General features: G+C 70.0%; 16 protein-coding genes. 8 read left to right on the top strand and 8 right to left on the bottom strand.

Annotation, left to right across the window (positions count from 1 at the left end; translation table 11 throughout):
- Positions 1 to 25: 25 nt before the first annotated feature.
- From ACU6WZ_RS07905 to ACU6WZ_RS07895, 3 genes are read left to right on the top strand one after another with little or no spacing between them, the layout of a single operon-like run.
- Positions 26 to 1,048, top strand: coding sequence for a carbohydrate ABC transporter permease (locus tag ACU6WZ_RS07905; RefSeq protein WP_447032403.1), 1,023 nt, complete (start codon positions 26 to 28; stop codon positions 1,046 to 1,048).
- 5 nt (positions 1,049 to 1,053) lie between these two features.
- On the top strand, positions 1,054 to 1,905 hold the full coding sequence (locus ACU6WZ_RS07900; protein WP_447032402.1) for a carbohydrate ABC transporter permease: 852 nt from the start codon (positions 1,054 to 1,056) through the stop codon (positions 1,903 to 1,905).
- Positions 1,906 to 1,914: 9 nt separating this feature from the next.
- Positions 1,915 to 3,435, top strand: coding sequence for a glycoside hydrolase family 3 protein (locus tag ACU6WZ_RS07895; protein ID WP_447032401.1), 1,521 nt, complete (start codon positions 1,915 to 1,917; stop codon positions 3,433 to 3,435).
- A gap of 79 nt (positions 3,436 to 3,514) precedes the next feature.
- On the opposite strand, the gene nagB is transcribed toward ACU6WZ_RS07895, so the two are convergent.
- Positions 3,515 to 4,300 carry a glucosamine-6-phosphate deaminase gene (gene nagB, locus ACU6WZ_RS07890; RefSeq protein ID WP_447032400.1) on the bottom strand — a complete coding sequence of 262 codons (786 nt, stop codon included), beginning with the start codon at positions 4,298 to 4,300 and terminating at the stop codon, positions 3,515 to 3,517.
- A 412-nt stretch (positions 4,301 to 4,712) separates the two neighbouring features.
- Here nagB and ACU6WZ_RS07885 point away from each other — a divergent pair, with 412 nt between their 5' ends.
- Positions 4,713 to 6,179 (top strand): sensor histidine kinase, encoded by a 1,467-nt coding sequence (locus ACU6WZ_RS07885; RefSeq protein WP_447033920.1) that lies wholly within the window; start codon positions 4,713 to 4,715, stop codon positions 6,177 to 6,179.
- 244 nt (positions 6,180 to 6,423) lie between these two features.
- On the opposite strand, the gene ACU6WZ_RS07880 is transcribed toward ACU6WZ_RS07885, so the two are convergent.
- Together ACU6WZ_RS07880 and ACU6WZ_RS07875 are read right to left on the bottom strand one after the other, a co-directional pair.
- A complete protein-coding gene (locus ACU6WZ_RS07880) occupies positions 6,424 to 6,681 on the bottom strand; it encodes a WhiB family transcriptional regulator (RefSeq protein ID WP_004937597.1) in 258 nt (85 codons plus the stop codon).
- 318 nt (positions 6,682 to 6,999) lie between these two features.
- Positions 7,000 to 7,968 carry a diacylglycerol/lipid kinase family protein gene (locus tag ACU6WZ_RS07875; protein ID WP_447032399.1) on the bottom strand — a complete coding sequence of 323 codons (969 nt, stop codon included), beginning with the start codon at positions 7,966 to 7,968 and terminating at the stop codon, positions 7,000 to 7,002.
- 113 nt (positions 7,969 to 8,081) lie between these two features.
- Here ACU6WZ_RS07875 and ACU6WZ_RS07870 point away from each other — a divergent pair, with 113 nt between their 5' ends.
- Entirely contained in the window at positions 8,082 to 8,522 is a 441-nt protein-coding gene (locus ACU6WZ_RS07870; protein WP_447032398.1) for a hypothetical protein, read from the top strand.
- 50 nt (positions 8,523 to 8,572) lie between these two features.
- On the opposite strand, the gene ACU6WZ_RS07865 is transcribed toward ACU6WZ_RS07870, so the two are convergent.
- From ACU6WZ_RS07865 to ACU6WZ_RS07855, 3 genes are all read right to left on the bottom strand, one after another.
- Positions 8,573 to 9,631 (bottom strand): RNA polymerase sigma factor SigF, encoded by a 1,059-nt coding sequence (locus tag ACU6WZ_RS07865; RefSeq protein WP_447032397.1) that lies wholly within the window; start codon positions 9,629 to 9,631, stop codon positions 8,573 to 8,575.
- Entirely contained in the window at positions 9,628 to 10,041 is a 414-nt protein-coding gene (locus tag ACU6WZ_RS07860; RefSeq protein WP_447032396.1) for an ATP-binding protein, read from the bottom strand. The genes ACU6WZ_RS07865 and ACU6WZ_RS07860 overlap by 4 nt, the downstream gene beginning before the upstream one ends.
- A gap of 226 nt (positions 10,042 to 10,267) precedes the next feature.
- Complete coding sequence (locus tag ACU6WZ_RS07855; RefSeq protein WP_447032395.1) at positions 10,268 to 10,528, bottom strand: UBP-type zinc finger domain-containing protein; 261 nt, start codon at positions 10,526 to 10,528, stop codon at positions 10,268 to 10,270.
- Positions 10,529 to 10,575: 47 nt separating this feature from the next.
- On the opposite strand from ACU6WZ_RS07855, the gene ACU6WZ_RS07850 reads away from it, so the two are divergent.
- Entirely contained in the window at positions 10,576 to 12,174 is a 1,599-nt protein-coding gene (locus ACU6WZ_RS07850) for a Na+/H+ antiporter (RefSeq protein WP_447032394.1), read from the top strand.
- Here the strand turns inward: ACU6WZ_RS07850 and ACU6WZ_RS07845 are convergent.
- Together ACU6WZ_RS07845 and ACU6WZ_RS07840 are read right to left on the bottom strand one after the other, a co-directional pair.
- Positions 12,153 to 13,124: a 1-aminocyclopropane-1-carboxylate deaminase/D-cysteine desulfhydrase gene (locus tag ACU6WZ_RS07845; RefSeq protein WP_447032393.1), complete on the bottom strand. Its 972-nt coding sequence runs from the start codon at positions 13,122 to 13,124 to the stop codon at positions 12,153 to 12,155. The genes ACU6WZ_RS07850 and ACU6WZ_RS07845 overlap by 22 nt on opposite strands.
- 22 nt (positions 13,125 to 13,146) lie before the next feature.
- Positions 13,147 to 13,737 (bottom strand): N-acetylmuramoyl-L-alanine amidase, encoded by a 591-nt coding sequence (locus tag ACU6WZ_RS07840; RefSeq protein ID WP_447032392.1) that lies wholly within the window; start codon positions 13,735 to 13,737, stop codon positions 13,147 to 13,149.
- A 215-nt stretch (positions 13,738 to 13,952) separates the two neighbouring features.
- Here ACU6WZ_RS07840 and ACU6WZ_RS07835 point away from each other — a divergent pair, with 215 nt between their 5' ends.
- Together ACU6WZ_RS07835 and ACU6WZ_RS07830 are read left to right on the top strand one after the other, a co-directional pair.
- The gene (locus ACU6WZ_RS07835) at positions 13,953 to 15,365 is read left to right on the top strand and encodes a family 2B encapsulin nanocompartment shell protein (protein WP_447032391.1); all 1,413 of its coding nucleotides are present in this window, start codon (positions 13,953 to 13,955) and stop codon (positions 15,363 to 15,365) included.
- Positions 15,366 to 15,504: 139 nt separating this feature from the next.
- On the top strand, positions 15,505 to 16,548 hold the full coding sequence (locus tag ACU6WZ_RS07830; RefSeq protein WP_447033919.1) for a family 2 encapsulin nanocompartment cargo protein polyprenyl transferase: 1,044 nt from the start codon (positions 15,505 to 15,507) through the stop codon (positions 16,546 to 16,548).
- The last annotated feature ends 11 nt before the right edge of the window (positions 16,549 to 16,559 follow it).

Here is a 16,559-nt window from a genome sequence, read left to right as displayed (position 1 = left end):
TGCCCGAACCGCGAGGAAGAAGCCCATGACCGTGCACTCCCAGGGAGTGGCGGCCTCCGTACTGGAGGACGCCCCCCAAGACGCGGCCGGGAAGTCCCAGACTCCGCCGCCCGCCTCCGGATCCAGGAAAGCCCCGCAGCCTCCTCGTGGCAGGCGATCACTGCCCGCCGGGCTGATCCCGTACCTGCTGGTGGCACCGGCCGTCATCTGCGGCGCGGTGCTGTTGCTCTACCCGCTCGTCCGCAACCTGGTCCTCTCCTTCCAGGAGCTCGGCCGCAGGGAACTGATCACCCGGGAAACCGTGTGGGCAGGCTTCGACAACTACACCGGCCTGCTGACGGACTCCGAGTTCTGGACCGTCGTCCTGCGAAGCCTTCTGTTCACCACAGCCAACGTGGTGCTGATCATGGGCATCGGCTCGCTGATCGGCATCCTGCTCAATCGCCTCGGCAAGAAGATGCGCCTGGTGCTGTCGGTCGCCCTCGTCACCGCCTGGGCCATGCCGATCGTTGCCGCCGTCACGGTCTTTCAGTGGCTCTTCGACGAGCAGTTCGGCATCGCCAACTGGATCATGCGAGTCATCGGCTTCTCCGGTTACGAGCAGCACAACTGGTTCGAGACCGGCATGGCGACCCTCACCATCGTCACCGTTCTGGTCGTCTGGGGATCGATCCCGTTCGTCGCGCTCAACATGTACGCGGGCCTGACGACCATCGGCAACGAACTCTATGAGGCAGCGCGGATGGACGGCGCGAGCGGCTGGCAGACCTTCTGGGCCGTCGTCTTCCCCAGCTTGAAGCCGTTCTTCCTGATCACCACGTTCCTCGAGATCATCTGGGTCTTCAAGGCCTTCACGCAGGTGTACGCGATGAACGCCGGCGGCCCCGACCGCAGTTCCGAGACCCTCCCGGTCTTCGCCTACATCGAGGGCCAGGGCCAGTTCCACTACGGCGTCGCCGCGGCGATCTCGGTACTGACCATCGTGATGCTCGTCGCCATCATGTCCTTCTACTTCCGTCTGATCCTGAAGCAGGAGGAGGAGCAGTGAGCAACATGTCCTTTGGTTCGAGCCACACCAAGCGGCCGCTGCGGCCGGCCGTCATCGGCAAGAACGTCCTGGCGCTCGCGCTGGCGGCCGTCTTCCTCTTCCCCGTCTACTGGATGTTCTCGTCCTCGCTGAAGCCGCAGAGCGAAATCCTCTCCAAGGACCCCGTCTTCCTCTTCACGCCGACCCTGGACAACTACACCAAAGCGACGGGCGTCGACCTGTTCTGGACGTATGTCGTCAACAGCTTCACGGTCACCATCGGCGCGGTGCTGCTCGCCCTCGTCGTGGCCCTGGCCGCCAGCTTCGCGATCGCCCGCATGAGGTTCCGGGGTCGCAAGGGCCTGGTGCTGGCCGTGATGATGGCGCAGATGGCTCCCTGGGAAGTCATGGTCATCGTGATGTATCTGATCGCCCGCGACGGCGCCATGCTCAACAGCATCCCGCTGCTCACCGCGATCTACTTCGTCATGGTCCTGCCCTTCACCATCTGGACCCTGCGCGGCTTCATCGCCGCCGTCCCGGTGGAACTGGAGGAAGCGGCCCTGATCGACGGGTGCAACCGAGGCCAGGCATTCATCAAGGTGATCTTCCCGCTGCTCGCGCCGGGACTGATGTCCACCTCGCTGTTCGGATTCATCACGGCTTGGAATGAATTCGCCATGGTCCTGATCCTCAACAAGGACAAGGAAGCGCAGACGCTGACGCTCTGGCTCACCGAATTCCAGACGGCGTTCGGCAGCGACTGGGGCGCGACCATGGCCGCGTCCTCCCTGTTCGCCCTCCCCGTTCTCATCGTCTTCCTCTTCCTCCAGCGACGGGCCGTCGGCGGCATGACCGCCGGTGCAGTGAAGGGATAACGCGCCTCCATGACCACTTTCGCTCTGCACAACGACACGCTGACACGCGACGCGCTCGCCGTCCTCCAGCCCGGTTTCACCGGCACCACCGCCCCCGACTGGCTGCTCCGCCGGGTCGGCGAAGGCCTCACCTCCGTCGGTCTCTTCGGCCGCAACATCGCCTCACCGGCGCAACTGGCCGCGCTGACCGCCCAATTGCGCGCCGAGCGGGACGACGTGCTCGTGGCGATCGACGAGGAGGGCGGTGACGTGACCCGTCTGGAGGTCCGGGGCGGCTCCTCCTTCCCCGGCAACCTCGCGCTCGGCGCCGTCGACGACACCGACCTGACCAGGGATGTCGCCCGCGAACTCGGCCGCAGGCTGGCCGAATGCGGCGTCAACCTCAACTGGGCGCCGTCCGCCGACGTCAACTCCGATCCGGGCAATCCGGTGATCGGTGTACGTTCCTTCGGCGCCGACCCGCAGCTCGTGGCCCGGCACACCGCGGCGTACGTCGAAGGTCTCCAGGCCTCCGGGGTGGCCGCATGCACCAAGCATTTCCCGGGTCACGGCGACACGGCCGTCGACTCGCACCACGCGATGCCCCGCATCGACGTGGGCTTGGACACACTGCACGCCCGTGAACTGGTGCCTTTCAAGGCGGCGATCGCGGCGGGCTCCAAATCTGTCATGAGCGCGCATATCCTGCTGCCTGCGCTCGACCCGGCCCGTCCGGCCACGCTGAGCCCGCGGATCCTCACCGGTCTGCTGCGCGAAGAACTCGGCTACGACGGGCTGATCATCACCGACGGCATGGAGATGCAGGCCATCTCCGCGACGTACGGCATCGAGCGCGGCAGTGTCCTGGCGATCGCCGCCGGCGCCGACGCGATCTGTGTCGGCGGCGGGCTGGCGGACGACGAGACCGTGCTGCGGCTGCGCGACGCGCTCGTCGCGGCCGTGCGGGACGGCGTACTGCCGCAGGAGCGGCTGGCCGACGCGGCCGCGCGGGTGCGCGCGCTGGCGGGCTGGACGCAGCAGACGCGGGGGCCCCGGGGGGCTTCGGGGCCGGGCGCGGCTGCACAGGAGGGGACCGCGCCCGGCTCCGGTATCGGCCTGGTGGCCGCCCGCCGGGCGCTGCGCGTCACCCGCGGGCCCGACTTCGCGCCCGTCACCTCGGCCCCGTACGTCGCCGCCTTCACCCCCGTCGCGAACATCGCTGTCGGTGACGAGACGCCCTGGGGGGTGGCCGCCGAGCTGGAGCGCCTGCTGCCCGGCACCGGGACGGGCACGTACAGCAGCCAGGACTGCGCGCCCGAGCGGGTGCTCGACGCCGCGCAGGAGCGCCGGATCGTCGCGGTGGTGCGCGATGCCCATCGCCATCCGTGGATGGCCCTCGCCGTGGAGAAGCTGATCGCCGCCCGGCCGGACACGGTCGTGGTGGAGATGGGCGTGCCCCAGGCGCAGCTGCGCGCAGGCCTGTACATCGCCACGCACGGCGCCGCGCGGGTGTGCGGCCGGGCGGCAGCCGAGGTCGTCGCAGGCGTCTGACGTACCGGGAAGGGCCGAGATAAGGGCCGAGGACCCCCGGCCGGGGGTCCTCGGCCCTTGGCCGTGTGACAGGCAGCCTCTACAGGCCCTGCCAGGTCGGCTTGGCCGCGTATGTGGCGCGGAAGTAGTCGCCCAGCTTCAGCTTGGACGCGGCCGCCTCGTCGACGACGACGGTCACGTGCGGGTGCAGCTGCAACGCGGAAGCGGGCACCAGCGCGGCGACCGGCCCCTCGACGGTGTGCGCCACGGCCTCGGCCTTGCCCTCGCCGGTGGCCAGCAGCACCAGGTGGCGGGCCTCCAGGATGGTGCCGATGCCCTGGGTGATGACGTGGTGGGGTACCTGGTCGATGTCGTTGTCGAAGAACCGCGCGTTGTCGACGCGGGTCTGCTCGGTGAGCGTCTTGATCCGGGTGCGGGAGGCGAGCGAGGAGCACGGCTCGTTGAAACCGATGTGCCCGTCGGTGCCGATGCCGAGCAGCTGGAGGTCCACGCCGCCGGCCTCGCCGAGTGCCCGGTCGTACGCCTCGCAGGCGCCCTGGATGTCCTCGGCGGAGCCGTCCGGGCCCATGAAGGACGCCTCGGTCAGACCGAGCGGCTCGACGACCTCACGCAGGACGACGGAGCGGTACGACTCGGGGTGCCCTGCGGGCAGGCCCACGTACTCGTCGAGCTGACAGATCAGGGCCCGTGACGCGTCGACGACGCCTGCCCTGACCCTGGCCGTGAGCGCCTCGTAGATGGGAAGCGGGGACGAACCGGTGGCCACGCCCAGCAGCGCGCCGGGCTTGCGGCTCAGCAGATCTCCGATACCCGCCGCGATGAGCTCGCCGCCTGCTGTGGCGTCCGGAACGATGACAACTTCCACGCTGAGCCTGCCGATCTGGAGGGGGAGCCGCGATGTGGTATAGACCAATCTAGCAGAGGCGCGCCCTGATTCTCATGGTCGTCCGAGACTCGTGGAACGTCACTTCGGGAAACTCCGGGAGACTTTCCGGGTAGGGCAACTTTGTACGGCGCATCCATGGACACGGCAGAATGGTCTAGTCCACAATGAACAGGTAAAGCCTCCGCCCTCCCCGCACAGGAGGGTGGAACGAGGCGCCGGCGCACTCTGCCCTGACTGCGCCGGGCCTCCCGTCGGCCGCGCGGGACCGCACACCCGCCGGCCGCAGCAGCTCCGGGCTGCGGTGCCGGGCGGGCTGAGGGTCCCGCCCAGGCGCCGCGGCCATGGGGTCCCGTGGCCCCGACCGGCGGGTACGCTCGCACACGTGCCCTCCATGAACGATCTAGTCCGCCAGCACACCGCTCTGAGTGACACCGACCTCGAGTGGCTTCACCTGCTGGTCTCGGAGTGGCAGCTGCTCTCCGACCTCTCCTTCGCCGACCTCGTCCTGTGGGTCCCCACCCTGGACGGGACGCGATACGTCTCGGTCGCGCAGATGCGGCCCAACACCGGCCCGACCTCGTATCAGGACGACATGGTCGGCCACCTCGTCCCGCGCGGCCGCCGCCCCCTCCTCGACGCCGCCCTCGACGAGGGCCGGATCGTGCGCGAGGGCGACCCGGAGTGGCGCGAGGAGGTTCCGGTCCGGGTGGAGTCCATTCCGGTCCGCCGCGAAGGGCGCGTACTCGGCGTCATCGCCCGCAACACGAACCTGCTGACGGTACGCACCCCCAGCCGCCTGGAGCTGACGTACCTCCAGAGCGCCTCCGACCTGGCCCAGATGATCGCAGCCGGGTCCTTCCCCTTCCCCGGTCAACAAGTCGACATGGATGCTTCGCCGCGGGCCGGCGACGGGCTGATCCGGCTCGACGCGGACGGCATCGTCCAGTACGCGTCGCCGAACGCACTCTCCGCCTACCATCGCCTCGGCCTCGCGTCCGACCTCGTCGGTCACCACCTCGGCCAGGCCACCGCCGAACTCGCCCCCTCCCGCGGTCCGGTGGACGAAGCCCTGGTCAAACTGGCCAGCGGCTACGCCCCGCGCGAGACCGAAGTCGAGGGCAACAGCGGGGTGATCCAGCTGCGCGCGATCCCGCTCAAGCCCAAGGGAACCCGGATCGGCTCGCTCGTCCTGTGCCGCGACGTCACGGAACTGCGCCGCCGCGAGCGCGAGTTGATCACCAAGGACGCCACCATCCGGGAGATCCACCACCGGGTGAAGAACAACCTCCAGACCGTGGCGGCGCTGCTGCGCCTCCAGTCCCGCCGGATGGACTCGGAGCAGGGCCGCGAGGCGCTGAACGAGGCGGTGCGCCGGGTCGGCTCCATCGCGATCGTCCACGAGACGCTGTCGCAGAACCTCGACGAACGGGTCGAGTTCGACGAGATCGCCGACCGGGTCATCGCGATGGTCGCGGAAATCTCGCCGGGCGGGGTCGACTGCCGTCGTACGGGGCGCTTCGGCATCCTCGACGCCGAGGTCGCCACCCCGCTCGCGATGGTTCTCACCGAGGTGCTGCAGAACGCGCTGGAGCACGCCTTCGCACCGGGGGAGCGTGGATCGGTCGAGGTGGGAGCGGTGCGCGGGGGCGAGCGCAGGGACAGCCGGCTGCTCATCACCGTCCAGGACGACGGGTGCGGGCTGCCCGCCGGGTTCGACCCCAAGCGGGCCGGGAATCTGGGACTCCAGATCGTACGGACTCTGGTGGAAGGCGAGTTGGGGGGAACGTTCGACATGGTGCCGGGACCCGACGGCGGCACCCGCGTGGTGCTCGACGTGCCGGTACGGGCCGCCAAGTAGAGCAGGGGCCTCGCCTATGCCCCGCCTCTGTGCCCCGCCCCCTGTGACTTGCGCCCGTGAACCGCCCCTGTGACGTGCGCCTGACGGAAGCTGAGCAAAGCAGCGAGCCCCGGACCGTGGGTACGGTCCGGGGCTCAAAGCTCACGTTGCTGTGCGCATCGGGGGTACTGCGCGCTGCGGCTCGGGGGCGGGTGGTGCGTACTCTCTGTACGCGCCGCCAAGCTCAGGCTGTGTGCGGGGTGGTTCAGGCGGTCGCGTTGCGCGCCCGGTTGCGGGCGGCGCGGCGCTTCATCGCGCGGCGCTCGTCCTCGCTGAGGCCACCCCAGACGCCGGAGTCCTGGCCGGACTCGAGCGCCCACTGCAGGCACTGCTCCATGACGGGGCAGCGGCGGCAGACGGCCTTGGCTTCCTCGATCTGCAGCAGCGCAGGACCGGTGTTGCCGATGGGGAAGAACAGCTCCGGGTCTTCCTCACGACAAACGGCGTTGTGACGCCAGTCCATGGCTGCTACCTCTCCTTGGTATTACGTGCGGGTTGCTTGTGAATGTGAACGCTTTCACGAATCCCCCCGCAAGTGAAGGGCCGACTGCCAGTTGCCTGGTGTGGGTCCTGTGTATGTGGAGGGGTTCTGACTTTCAGTGGAGGCCGGTTTTGCGGGCCGTCCCGATCGCCATGTAGAGATTCCCAAACCTGGGCTGCGGATACAACCCCTTCCGGAAAGTTTTTTTTGATTCCTCGGTGTCGGGTAGGTCACAGCCGTACTTCCATGGGGTGTACCCCAGTCCGTACGTTCGAGTTAAAGGACTTTCGGCCCTTCCACTCACACAATCACACGCAGTGCACGGCGAACGCCTGTGAACGTCACGCTCGTACGCAGCCCCAGGTGGTCACCGTCCATCTGAAAGGGCAGGGGCGCCTTCGAATGCAAGGTGAAGTCGGTCAGGTCGTGCAGCGTCACCGCGTGCTTGCCGTGCGGCCCGCGCTCCGGCGTGGACGTCAGCAACTGGGTCGCGTAACGGGCCACGGCGGCGGTGGACAACCTGCTCAGTCCGAGCACGTCGAGGGCCGTGTCGAAAGAGGCGTCGGGGGACGCGTACATCGGCCGATTCCCCAGGTAGGTCCAGGGGGACGTGTTGCAGACTATGGACAGCACGAGATCTTCCACGGGGGCCCGGTCGGGCCGTTCCAGCGTGATTATTCCGTGCCGGCGGTGCGGTTCAGTCAGGAACTGCCGTACCACCTGGCGCACGTAGAGGGCGTGCGTCGAGCGCTTTCCGCGCTCTCTTTGCTGTTCGACCCGGCCGATCACTCCGGCGTCGAAGCCGAAGCCGGCGCAGAACGTGAACCAGCGGGACGGAACCGATTCGTCCGCCGTGCCGGGGGTACCCGCTGCCAGTCCGAGCCCCACGGTCCGCTCACTGCGCGTGCTCAGCGCGTCCAGGATGGCGCCGGTCGCTTCCACGGCGTCGTTGGGCAGGCCGAGGGCGCGGGCGAAGACGTTCGTGGAGCCGCCCGGGACCACGGCGAGGCGCGGCAGGCTCTCCGGGTCGGGGCCGTTGTGCAGCAGTCCGTTGACGACCTCGTTCACGGTGCCGTCGCCGCCCAGCGCCACGACCAGCTCGATGTCCTCGCTGTCGGCGGCCCGGCGGCCGAGGTCACGGGCGTGCCCGCGGTACTCGGTGGTCACGACTTCCAGCTTCATTTCGCTGGCAAGGGCATGAATCAGGACATCGCGGGTGCGTGCACTGGTGGTGGTAGCTGCCGGATTGACCACGAGAAGTGCGCGCATGCGCAGCAGGTTACCGGCCGGGAGTGAAGGGGGTGTCCCCCAGGGCGGCGGAGCGCCGCCAGGGGTACCAGGGCTGTACCCGGCCCGCATCGGTCGCCCGTTACGCTGCAAGGGTGAGCACTGAGCAGACTCCCGAAGCCGCAGCCGGCCCCCGCCCCGCCCGGCTGACCGCAGCCGCGGCGCTTGCCGCGCTGGAGGGGCTTGCCCTCGTCGTCGGAGGCGTGTACATGCTCGTGATGGGCCTGCTCGGCAGCCCCGACAAGCCGGAACAGGCGGAGATGGGCGGCCTGACGCTGATCGCCCTGGCAGTCCTGCCGCTGGCCGCCTCGCGCGGGCTCCTCGGGCGCCGCGCCTGGAGCCGCGGACCCGCCATCATCACGCAGATCATGGCGCTGCCGGTGGCCTGGACGCTGCTGCGCTCGCAGGGTTCGCTGCTGATCCCGGCCGGCATCGCGCTCGCGGTGGTGGCGGTGGCCGCACTGGTCCTGCTGGTCAATCCGGAGACGACGCGGGCCCTGGGCATCCGCGGCGCCCGCGGCGCTCAGTCCCCCTGACGCCGCAGGGTCCGCATACGTCGTACTCCCAGCCCTCGGCCACTCCGCGCCTACTCCTCGACCAGGAGCCGTTCGCGGAGCTGGGCGAGGGTGCGGGCCAGCAGCCGGGAGACGTGCATCTGGGAGATGCCGACCTCCTGCGCGATCTGCGACTGCGTCATGTTGCCGAAGAAGCGCAACAGCAGGATCCGCTTCTCGCGCGGCGGCAGGCCTTCCAGGAGTGGCTTCAGCGACTCCCGGTACTCGACGCCCTCCAGTGCCTCGTCCTCGGAGCCCAGGGTGTCCGCGACGGCCGGGGAGTCGTCGTCGGTGTCCGGCACGTCCAGCGACAGCGTGCTGTACGCGTTGGCGGACTCCAGGCCCTCCAGGATCTCTTCCTCCGAGATGCCGAGCCGTTCGGCCAGCTCGTGCACGGTCGGCGACCGGCCGTGCTGCTGGGAGAGCTCGGCCGTGGCCGTCGTCAGCGACAGGCGCAGCTCCTGCAGACGCCTGGGAACCCGGACCGCCCAGCCCTTGTCGCGGAAGTGCCGCTTGATCTCGCCGACCACGGTCGGGGTGGCGTATGTCGAGAACTCGACACCGCGCTCCGGATCGAACCGGTCCACCGACTTGATCAGGCCGATCGTGGCGACCTGGGTGAGGTCGTCCAGCGGCTCGCCGCGGTTGCGGAAGCGCCGGGCGAGGTGCTCCACCAGGGGTAGGTGCATGCGCACCAGCCGGTTGCGCAGCTCAGCCTTCTCGCCCGATCCGTCCGGCAGTTCGCGCAGCTCGACGAAGAGAGCGCGCGCACCGCTGCGGTCGTGCGGATCGTGACGTCCGTGTTCCCGGGAGTGCTGTCCGTGCTCGCTCATATGGCCCGCCCGCTCTGCCCGCTCTGCCTGCTCCGCCGCCACCGTGCCCCCCGGGCCGTCCACCGAATTCCCGGTCGGCCCCCCGGCCGGGGGGCCGACCCGGCCGGCCGCCGCCCCTTCGGCGTCGACGGGGTGCGGCCGGGCGTGCTGGTCTGGGATGCCGGAAGGTGCGGGCGCCGGCTCGGCCGGAACCGCGCGCCCCTTCGGCGCCTGCGTGCTGAGCTTCTCCTTGCGCACCGGCCCGTCCCCGTTCCTCACGCCGGCCCGGGTCCCGCGCCGCGCTGTTTGTACAGGCTGATGGTGACCGTACGGTCCTCGGCGACCGTCGAGTCCACCTTGCCGGCAAGCGCCGACAGCACCGTCCAGGCGAAGGTGTCACGCTCCGGCGCCCGCCCGTCGGTGGTGGGGGCCGAGACCGTGACGTCGAGTGCGTCGTCCACGAGCCGGAAGACACAGCTGAGGACGGAGCCGGGCACGGCCTGCTGAAGCAGGATCGCGCAGGCTTCGTCGACTGCGATGCGCAGATCCTCGATCTCGTCGAGGGTGAAGTCCAAGCGCGCCGCGAGTCCGGCCGTGGCCGTACGCAGCACGGACAGATAGGCACCTGCAGCGGGCAGTCGGACTTCCACGAAGTCCTGGGTCCCGGGCTCACCTGCGATCTGGGACACCCTCACCTCCAAGGTGGCACAAGCTCTTTCGGGGGCCAGGGAGGGTTTGCCCCCCGAGGCCACGCGGTACGTACTTCGCCGGTGACGCTATCGCGATCCATTCTGCCGTGTCGCCGGGGCCCCCGTCCGCGCCGTCACTCATGGTAAGCATATGAGTACGCACAGTGGCTAGGGGTCTGCGGCGCCCAATTGCAAAGAACCGGCGCCGGGTTGACGTACCCAGGCGTCAGACGATCGAACCGTCCACGAAGCACCAGCGCCAGTGGTCCCCGGGCTCGAAGCTGCGCAGCACCGGATGGCCCGTCTCCTTGAAGTGCTGGGAGGCGTGCTGGTGCGGCGAGGAGTCGCAGCACCCCACGTGGCCGCAGACCAGGCACAGCCGCAGCTGTACGGGATGACTCCCGGCCGTCAGGCACTCCCGGCAGGTGTCGCTCTGCGGGGCCGGCTGGGGGCGCGGCAGCTCGGCCAGGTGCGGGCACTCGTTCATGCTGGCCAGGTTACGACGTACGAGCGGATGTGGGGCGGCACCAACCGATGGACGCATTGCCACTGCTGGTCCTGGTCGCGGGGAGCGCGGCCGTCGCGGGAATCGCCCGGAGAACCCCGGTGCCCCCACCGCTGCTGCTGGTCGCCGCCGGGCTCGCGGCGACGTACATCCCGGCTGCCCCCGACTACACCCTGGACCCGGACATCGTGCTGCCGCTGCTGCTGCCGCCGTTGCTCTACACGGCGGCGGTGGACAGCTCGTACCTGGACCTGCGGGCGAACGTCAGGCCGGTCGCGCTCCTGTCCGTCGGCTACGTGCTGTTCGCGACGGTGGTCGTGGGCTACTTCGCGTATCTCGTCGTCCCGGGGCTCGGGCTGACGTCGGCGCTGGTCCTGGGAGCGGTGATCGCGCCGCCGGACGCCGTGGCCGCGACCTCCATCGCACGCAGGCTGGGGCTGCCGCCACGCATCACGGCGATCCTCCAGGGCGAGTCCCTGGTGAACGACGCCACGGCCATCACCGCCTTCAAGGTCGCCCTCGCGGCCGCCGCGGGCGAGGGCGCCAGCTGGATGGGCGGGATCGGCGAGTTCGCGGTGGCGGCGATCGGTGGGGTCGGCGTGGGGCTGCTGCTGATGGTGCCGCTGCACTGGCTGCGTACGCACCTCAGGGAGCCACTGCTGCAGAACACGCTGTCGCTGCTGATCCCTTTCGTCGCGTACGCCGCCGCCGAGCACGTGCACGCTTCGGGGGTGCTCGCCGTGGTGGTCGTGGCGCTCTATCTGGGGCATCGCTCCTGGCAGGTCGATTTCGCCACCAGGATCCAGGAGCACGCCGTCTGGCAGATGGTCGCGTTCGTTCTCGGGTCCGCCGTCTTCGCGCTTATCGGACTTCAACTGCCCTACGTACTGCGCGGACTCGGTCCCTACGGGATCGGGCAGGCGCTCTGGTACGCGGTCGCGGTGTTCGCGGCCGTCGTGGTGGCGCGGTTCGTGTGGGTGTTCCCCGCGACGTACCTGCCGCGGATCCTGTCGCAGCGCATCCGCACCCGGGAACCGGCCGTCGGCTGGGCCTCGCCCCTGGTCGTCGGGTGGGCCGGCATGCGGGGCGTGGTCTCGCTGGCCATCGCGTTCTCCATCCCGCTGACCGTCGGAGACGACGAGGCGTTCCCCGCACGCAACCTGGTGCTCTTCCTCACGTTCACGACGGTGATCGCCACCCTGGTCGTGCAGGGGCTCACGCTCGCACCGCTGATCCGTCTCCTGAAGCTGCCGAAGCGTGATGTGTACGCCGAGACGCTCGCCGAGGCGCAGGCCCAGAGCGAGGCTTCGGCGGCTGCCGAAGAACGCCTCGAAGCGCTCTTGGCCGATCCGGGCAACGCACTGCCCCAGCCGCTGGCCGACCGGCTCCGCAACGTTCTGGAGAGGCGCAGGAACGCCGTGTGGGAACGGCTCGGCGCCGTCAACGAGGACACCGGGGAATCGGCGGACGACACCTACCGGCGGCTGGCGGGGGAGGTGATCGCCGCTGAGCGGACGGTCTTCGTGGAACTGCGCGACCAGCGGCGTATCGACGACGAGATGCTGCGCACCCTGATGCGCAGGCTGGACCTGGAGGAGGCGGCGGCCTACCGCGCGGATTCCGGCTGACCGGTGATGACGGCGGCGACGGTGCTGCCGGGCGGGAAGGCACCCTCGGCGGCGAGGGTGGTCAGCCCGTACAGCATCTTGGCGACGTAGAGCCGCTCCACCGGCAGCTGGTGCCGGTCCTCGAAGTCCGCCGCGAACGCTTCGAGCTGCGGGGTCGTGCGGGCGTAGCCGCCGCAGTGGAAACGTTCGTCCAGAAACCAGTCGCCGGCCGGGCCGCCGAATGCCTCCCACTGGAGCGCGCGTATCTCGTCGCCCAGGAAGCCGCCCCTGAGTACCGGGAAGCCGATGGCTCGCTGCCCCGGTGCGAGGCCCGCCGCGAGCCCGGCGAGCGTCCCACCGGTCCCGCAGGCGACGCCGACGACGTCGGCCGCTCCGCGCAGCTCGCGCCCGAGCTCGACGCAGCCGTGCGCGGCGAGCGCGTTGCTGCCGCCTTCGGGGACGACGTAGACGCTCCCCGCCGCCCCGCGCCCCGGACACCCGGCGGGCGTGTCATGGGCGGCGGGGCGGGCCGGATCCACCGCATCCAGGATCCCGGCCAGCACCTGCGGGTCGCCCTTCGCGCGGTACGTCGCCCGGTCCACGAAGTGCAGCCGCATGCCGTCCGCCGCACAGCGGGCCAGGGAGGGATTCAGGGGACGCCCGGCCAGCTCGTCGCCCCGTACGACGCCAATGGTGGGGAAGCCCAGCAGCCGGCCCGCCGCGGCTGTGGCGCGCAGGTGATTGGAGTACGCGCCGCCGAACGTGAGCACCGTACGGCCGTGCGCCCGGGCCAGATTCGGGGCCAGCTTGCGCCACTTGTTCCCGGGCAGATCCGGGTGGATTCGATCGTCCCGCTTGAGCAGCAGCCGCACGCCTCGGCGGGCGAAGCGCTCGTCCTCGGCCGGCGACAGCGGCGACGGCAGCCGCGGCCGCAGATGGGCGAGGTCGAGCGCTACGGGGGGCCGGATCATGCCCCCATTGTGACCACGCGGGTCAGCTGAGGCGGCCCTGGATGCGCCCCCGCATGGTGTTCATCGAGAATCCGCGCGGGTCGATCTTGCCGGGCTGCCATTCGAGGTGGCCGATGACGGACCGGGAGTTCCACCCGTGGTGGCGGCAGATCGCCGCCGACGCCCGCTCGATCGCTTCGAGCTGCGCGTCGGGCCAGGGGTCCTTGCCGTCGCCGAGGTTCTCGCACTCGAAGCCGTAGAAGTGCCGGTTTCCGTCCGTGTTGGACTCGTTGTCCCGCGGCAGCGCCCGTTCGGCGATGACGGCCCGCAGCACGTCGTCGTCGCCCAGACCGGCGTGATTGGCGCGTCCGTAGCCGACCAGGTGGACGGAACCGTTCTTGGCGATCACGCCGTGGCAGAGGGGTCCCGGCAGGCCCGCGTAGCCGTCACGGCAGATACGGACGGTGTTGGCGGTGCCCTTGGTGACGGTGTGGTGGATCATCACTCCGTGCACGGGTCCCCAGGGGCCCTTGTGATTGCGGTTGTGCGTACGCCAGTCGCCGACCTGGATGACGTTGATGCCCTCGTCTCTCAGCATCTCGAGGAACCTGCCCGCGGACATGGGTGAGGCCATGGCCTCCTCCTTACGTGGGATACGGATCGTCTCGTACCACTTGAGTAGCTTCTACCCGCACACGACGGCCAGAACGACCGGTTCACACCCGCGAATTCGTGCGGCATGCCCCGCGCGCCGGTGATCCAGTCACACTCATTTGTGTAATGGCGCAACGACTCCCCGTGCTGGAAAGCTGTTTGGTGCAGGTCAGCTCATGATTGAGAGGGAGTCAGATGTCGGTCGAGGCAGGTTCCGAGATCCGCGAAGAGCAGGCACAACCGCAGCAGAGTCTCGGTACGGCTGCCGCGCGGAACTTGGCAACCACCACCAAGTCCGCCCCGCAGATGCAGGAAATCACCTCGCGGTGGCTGTTGCGCATGCTGCCGTGGGTCCAAGTCCAGGGCGGCACCTACCGGGTGAACCGCAGGCTCAGCTACTCGGTGGGTGACGGGCGCGTGACGTTCGTGCAGACCGGGGACCGGGTCCAGGTCATCCCCGCCGAGCTGTGCGAGCTGCCCGCGCTGCGCACCTTCGGCGACGAGGCGGTGCTCGGCGAGCTGGCGCAGCGGTGCGCGCAACGGGAGTTCGCGGCGGGTGAAGTGCTGGCAGCCGCCGGAGACACCGCCGACACGGTCTACCTGCTCGCGCACGGCCGGGTGGAGAAGCTCGGGGAGGGGCCTTACGGCAACGAATCGGTGCTCGGCGTCCTCGCCGACGGGTCGTACTTCGGCGACCAGGCGCTCGTCGAGGAGGACGGAACGTGGGGCTACACGGCCCGTGCCGCCACCGCGTGCACCGTGCTGATGCTGTCCCGCCAGGACGTGCTCACCCTGGCAGACCGGGCGGAGCCCCTGAGTGAGCATCTCGCCCGGCTACGGTCGCTGCCCCGCCAGCGCACCAACAGGTTCGGCGAGGCCCCCATCGACCTGTCCGCGGGCCACATGGGTGAGGCCGTCGTCCCGCACACCTACGTCGACTACGACGCGGCGCCCCGCGAGTACGAACTGAGCGTCGCGCAAACCGTGCTGAAGGTCCACAGCCGGGTGGCCGACCTCTACAACCAGCCGATGAACCAGACCGAGCAGCAGTTGCGGCTCACGGTCGAGGCGCTGCGTGAGCGCCAGGAGCACGAACTCATCAACCACCGCGAGTTCGGCCTGCTCAACAACTGCGACTACGCCCAGCGTTTCCAGCCGCACGACGGGGTGCCAGGCCCGGACGACATGGACGAGCTGCTGTCGCGCCGGCGGGGCTCGAAGCTCTTCCTCGCCCATCCGCGGGCCATCGCCGCCTTCGGACGCGAGTGCAACAAGCGCGGTCTGTACCCGGAGAGCGTCGAGATCGGCGGCAGCCGGGTGCCGTCCTGGCGCGGCGTCCCGATCTTCCCGTGCAACAAGATCCCGGTGAGCGACGCCCGTACCACCTCGATCATCTGCATGCGTACGGGCGAGGCCGAGCAGGGCGTCGTCGGGCTCCAGCAGAGCGGCATCCCGGACGAGATCGAGCCGAGCCTGTCGGTGCGTTTCATGGGCATCGACGAGCAGGCGATCATCTCGTACCTCGTCACGGCGTACTACTCGGCGGCGGTGCTGGTGCCGGACGCGCTGGGTGTGCTGGAGAACGTCGAGATCGGCAGGTGGCGCTGATCCCGGGAGCCCGTCCCGGCACTCGCCCGCAGGGCGCCCGTCCCGGGGGCGCTGCCTCCGGGACGGGGCGGCCCGGGCGGTTCGTGCCCCCGTCCCCGGGGGCGCCGTGCAAGCACCGCTGGAGGAAGCGACCGTGACCATGACCAGAACGGAGGCCGCCGCGCCCGAGGGGCACGAGGCGGCGACCCTCCTCGAACGCACCCGCACTGCCGTCGATCCGCAACTGCGCTCGGCGGTAGAGAGTCTGCCCGGATTTCTGCGCAGGATCGCGATGTATCACTTCGGCTGGGAACAGGCCGACGGCACCGCCGCCGCGGGTCGGTCGGGCAAGGCGATCAGACCTGCCCTGGTCCTCGCCGCGGCCCAGGCGCTCGGCGCGGAGCCGTACGCGGTGGTGCGGGCGGCGGCGGCCGTGGAGCTCGCGCACAACTTCACGCTGCTCCACGACGACGTCATCGACGAGGACCCAACCCGACGGGGCCGCCCCACGGCCTGGGCGGTCTTCGGTGTCCCCGACGCGATCGTGGCGGGGGACGCGATGTGCGCCCTGTCGCTGCGGCTGCTCGCCGAAGATCCGCATCCGGCTGCGGCCCGGGCGGCGGCGCGGCTGGCGGCCTGTGTGGTCGAGCTGTGTGCGGGGCAGCAGGCGGACTGTGCGTTCGAGAGCCGCGGGCCCGACGAGGTGTCGCTGGACGAGTGCCTGGCCATGGCCGAGGCCAAGACCGGGGCTCTGCTGGGCTGTGCCTGTGCGCTGGGGGCGCTCTACGCGGGTGCGGGCGACGAGGAGGTGGCTGCCATGGACGCCTTCGGGCGGGAGGCCGGCCTGGCGTTCCAGCTCATCGACGACCTCATCGGGATCTGGGGCGACCCTTACCACACGGGCAAACCGGCGGGCGCGGACCTCGCCGCGCACAAGAAGTCGCTGCCGGTGGTGGCGGCGCTGACTTCGGGCACCCGAGCCGCCGCCGAACTCGCCGCGCTCTACGGCGGGCCGCTGGACGGGGCAGCCGTGCTGCGTGCGGCCGATGCCGTCGACCGGGCGGGAGGCCGGGACTGGGCGCAGGGGCAGGCGGCGGACCGGATGGCCAGGGCGGTGGACCACCTCGCGCGCGTGGTGCCCGACCCTGCGGCGGCGGGGGACCTGCTCGCGCTGGCTGAATTCGTCACCCGCAGAACACGCTGAAGCACCCCTGA

The organism is Streptomyces hypolithicus (genome assembly GCF_052934925.1).
This window is presented reverse-complemented; position numbering and strand designations above follow the sequence as displayed.